Raw genomic sequence first — 3,239 nt, 5'->3', positions numbered from 1 at the left:
CCGAAGTTCCGCTGGGTCAGCGCCGGGGCGGTCCTCGCGATCGTCACCTGGATCATCGCCTCTGCCCTCTTCGCGCTGTACGTGGCCAACTTCAGCAGTTACAACAAGACCTACGGCGCACTCGCCGGCGTGATCGTGTTCCTGCTCTGGCTGTGGTTGACGAACCTCGCATTGCTGTTCGGTGCCGAGTTCGACTCCGAACTCGAGCGCGGTCGCGAACTCCAGGCCGGCCTGCCCGCCGAGGAACACCTGCAGCTCCCCCCGCGTGATACGAAGGCCTCGGACAAGAACGAGCGCACCGATCAGGAATTCGTGGAGAGGGGACGGGCATTGCGCGAGTCACGAGGTCGCGGATCGCAGAGCGAGGACGGTCGTCCGCGGTGAGCGGCCCCACCCGCGGTGACGGACCGTTGACGGTGCGTATCGGCCACGACGAGTTGGTGATCCGTCAGCGCTGGGAGGTGGTCAGCATCGTCAACGACATCCTGATCGCCATCTGGTTCATCGCGGGAAGTGTGTTGTTCTTCGGCGAATCGACAACCACCGCGGGCACCTGGCTGTTCCTGGTGGGCAGCATCGAACTGCTGATCCGACCCCTGATCCGGTTGGCCCGACGCGTGCATCTGCAGCGACTGCACCCGAACTCATCGCCGTCGGAGAGCGACGAGTTCTAGCTCCGAGCCGCGTCGCCGGGAGGTCCGGGGAACGTCGCCGACGAGTTGACGAGGGTGGCCGACGGACTAGGGTTGGCAGACGAGGGCCTGAAATCATCGGGTGACCGCGTTCACCAGATCCGACGTCCGGAGCCCTTCATGGCGCCCATTCAGGCGATCCTTTTCGACATCGACGGCACATTGGTCGATTCGGTGTATCTGCACGTCGATGCCTGGCGTCGCGCGTTCGCCGACCACGATCTCGTCGCCCCGGCCTGGGAGATCCACCGTCGCATCGGCAAGGACGGGTCGCTGCTCGTCGAGGAGTTGATCGACGTGGCGGGCGGAGACGCCGAGTCCTCCGACCTGGCCTCCGGCCTGTCGTCGGCACACGACGAGTACTACGGCGGACGCTCCGACGAGCTGACCGTCCTGCCGGGCGCGCGCGAACTGGTGCGCCGTTGCAAGGACAGCGATTACGTTGTCGTCCTGGCCACGTCGGCCCCCGAGCACGAACTGAAGATCCTGCGATCGCTGCTCGACGTCGAGGACGCCGTCGACGCGGTCACCTCCGGCGCCGACGTCGAGACCGCGAAGCCCGATTCCACAGTGGTGGCACTCGCCCTCGAGCGGGCCGGGGTCGCCGCCGAGAACGCGGTGATGATCGGCGACGCCACGTGGGATTTCGTCGCGGCCACCGACATCGGCGTCCGCGGGCTCGGGGTGCGCAGCGGCGGGATCGCCGCACCGGAGCTGCGCGAGGCGGGCGCCTCCGAGGTGTTCGCCGACGCAGCCGAACTTCTCGCGCGCTCAGACCTTTTCACCCACTGATCACCTGAGGACCTCGAACGTACGGGGTCGCAACGCAACGGCCGTGACGGCCGCACCCCGCACAGGAGTTCGCATGAACGAACCCGACACACCGCATCCGACGATCAAGCGATTCGTCGTGGTCATACCCGCCCACGACGAGGTGAACACCCTGCCCGGTGCGCTGGCCTCGGTGGCCGCGGCCGCCGCGGAGGTCACCGCCGACGTCGAGGTCCTCGTCGTCCTCGACGCCTGCACCGACGGCACCGAGACGGCGGTCGGACCGGGTGTCGCCACCGTGGTGGTCGATTCGCACAACGTCGGCTGTGCGCGGCTCGCCGGGTTCGCGGGACAGCGTGTGGCCGAGGACATCTGGTTCGCCACCACTGACGCCGATTCGCACGTTCCCCGCAACTGGCTGTCGGCGCAGTCGATGGCGGCGGCCACCGGCGCGGACGCGTTCGTCGGCACGATCACCCCGGACGATTGGTCGGGGTGGCACCCCGGCGCGGCCACGTCCTTCGCCGAGAGCTACACCAACCACGACGGCCACCGGCATGTTCACGGCGCCAACCTGGGATTCCGCTCGACGGCCTACCTCGCGGCGGGAGGCTTCGCGCCGCTCGTCGAACACGAGGACGTCGACCTGGTGTCTCGGCTGGCGGCCGCCGGCGTCGCCATCGCGTGGTCGGCGCAGGCACCGGTCTCGACGTCGACCCGTCGCACCGGCCGCACACCCGGCGGATTCGCCGGCGCGCTGCCGCATCTCACCGAACCGATGGCGCGATGAGCGCGGTCAGCGAGGCCCGCGACATCGCGTCGTCGACCGCCACCCCGCCCCGGCCGGGTGCGGGCGCCACCCGCGAGCGGTTCGCGCTGCTCACCGAACACACCCACCGGGACATCTCCGTCGGCCGTCTCCTGGAGGCCCACTGGGATGCCGACGCGATCCTGCGCGACCTCGGGCGGGACCCGGTGGGCGACGACCAGCTGTGGGGGGTGTGGGCAGCAGAGTCCTCGACAGCGGTCCTGACCGCCGCCCGGGACACGACCGGCGCGTGGACGGTGTCCGGGACGAAACCGTGGTGTTCGGGTGCCACCGGGTGCACGCACGCCCTCGTGACCGCCCGCACCGGCGATGGCCGCGCGATGTTCATCGTGCAGATGGGGCAGGCATCGGTGACCGCCGCGGGCGGCGACTGGCACAACGCGGGGATGGCGGCGACCCAGACCCACGCCGTCGAGTTCTCGGAAACACCGGTCGAGTTCGTCGCCGACGCCGACGCGTACCTGCAGCGCCCGGGGTTCTGGCACGGTGCGGTGGGCGTCGCGGCGTGTTGGTTCGGCGGCGCATCGCTGGTGGCCGACCGCCTTTTCCGGCAGCGCAAGTCCGACGACCTGACGTTGGTGCACATCGGTGCCGTGGACACCGCGCTCTGGAGCGGCGCCGCGGCACTGACCGCCGCGGCCGACGCCTTCGACGCCGCACCCGACGACCTCGAGGGCGCCCACGCGATCGCGTTGCGCGTCCGCGCGATCATCGAACAGGTCGCGACCGAGGTCATCGATCGGGTCGGCCGATGCCTCGGGCCCGGCCCGCTCGTCGCCGACGAGGCGCACGCCCAGGCGGTCGCCGACCTGATGGTCTATCTGCGCCAGTCGCACGCCGAACAGGACCTGCGCGCCCTCGGTGCGTTGGTGCACGCACGGGACGAAGGCGGGGTCGGGGCACCATGACCACGGACGGACCGCCGACGCCCGCCGCGTGGACGTCGG

General features: G+C 70.0%; 5 protein-coding genes. All 5 read left to right on the top strand.

The window, feature by feature from the left end; genetic code table 11:
• Nucleotides 1-384 (top strand): YihY/virulence factor BrkB family protein (locus JHC79_RS19065; RefSeq protein ID WP_296393786.1); only part of this gene is annotated, 384 nt, incomplete at its 5' end.
• Complete coding sequence (locus tag JHC79_RS19060) at nucleotides 381-674, top strand: YrhK family protein (RefSeq protein WP_296393784.1); 294 nt, start codon at nucleotides 381-383, stop codon at nucleotides 672-674. The genes JHC79_RS19065 and JHC79_RS19060, both read left to right, overlap by 4 nt.
• Before the next feature lie 138 nt (nucleotides 675-812).
• Nucleotides 813-1,484, top strand: coding sequence for an HAD family hydrolase (locus JHC79_RS19055; RefSeq protein ID WP_296393782.1), 672 nt, complete (start codon nucleotides 813-815; stop codon nucleotides 1,482-1,484).
• 73 nt (nucleotides 1,485-1,557) lie between these two features.
• Nucleotides 1,558-2,253, top strand: a complete 696-nt coding sequence (locus tag JHC79_RS19050; protein WP_296393780.1) for a glycosyltransferase — start codon at nucleotides 1,558-1,560, stop codon at nucleotides 2,251-2,253.
• Entirely contained in the window at nucleotides 2,250-3,200 is a 951-nt protein-coding gene (locus tag JHC79_RS19045; RefSeq protein WP_296393778.1) for an acyl-CoA dehydrogenase family protein, read from the top strand. Before JHC79_RS19050 ends, JHC79_RS19045 begins: the two co-directional genes overlap by 4 nt.
• Nucleotides 3,201-3,239: the final 39 nt, after the last annotated feature.

Source organism: Williamsia sp. (genome assembly GCF_016462415.1).
Taxonomy (GTDB): domain Bacteria; phylum Actinomycetota; class Actinomycetes; order Mycobacteriales; family Mycobacteriaceae; genus Williamsia_A.
This window is presented reverse-complemented; position numbering and strand designations above follow the sequence as displayed.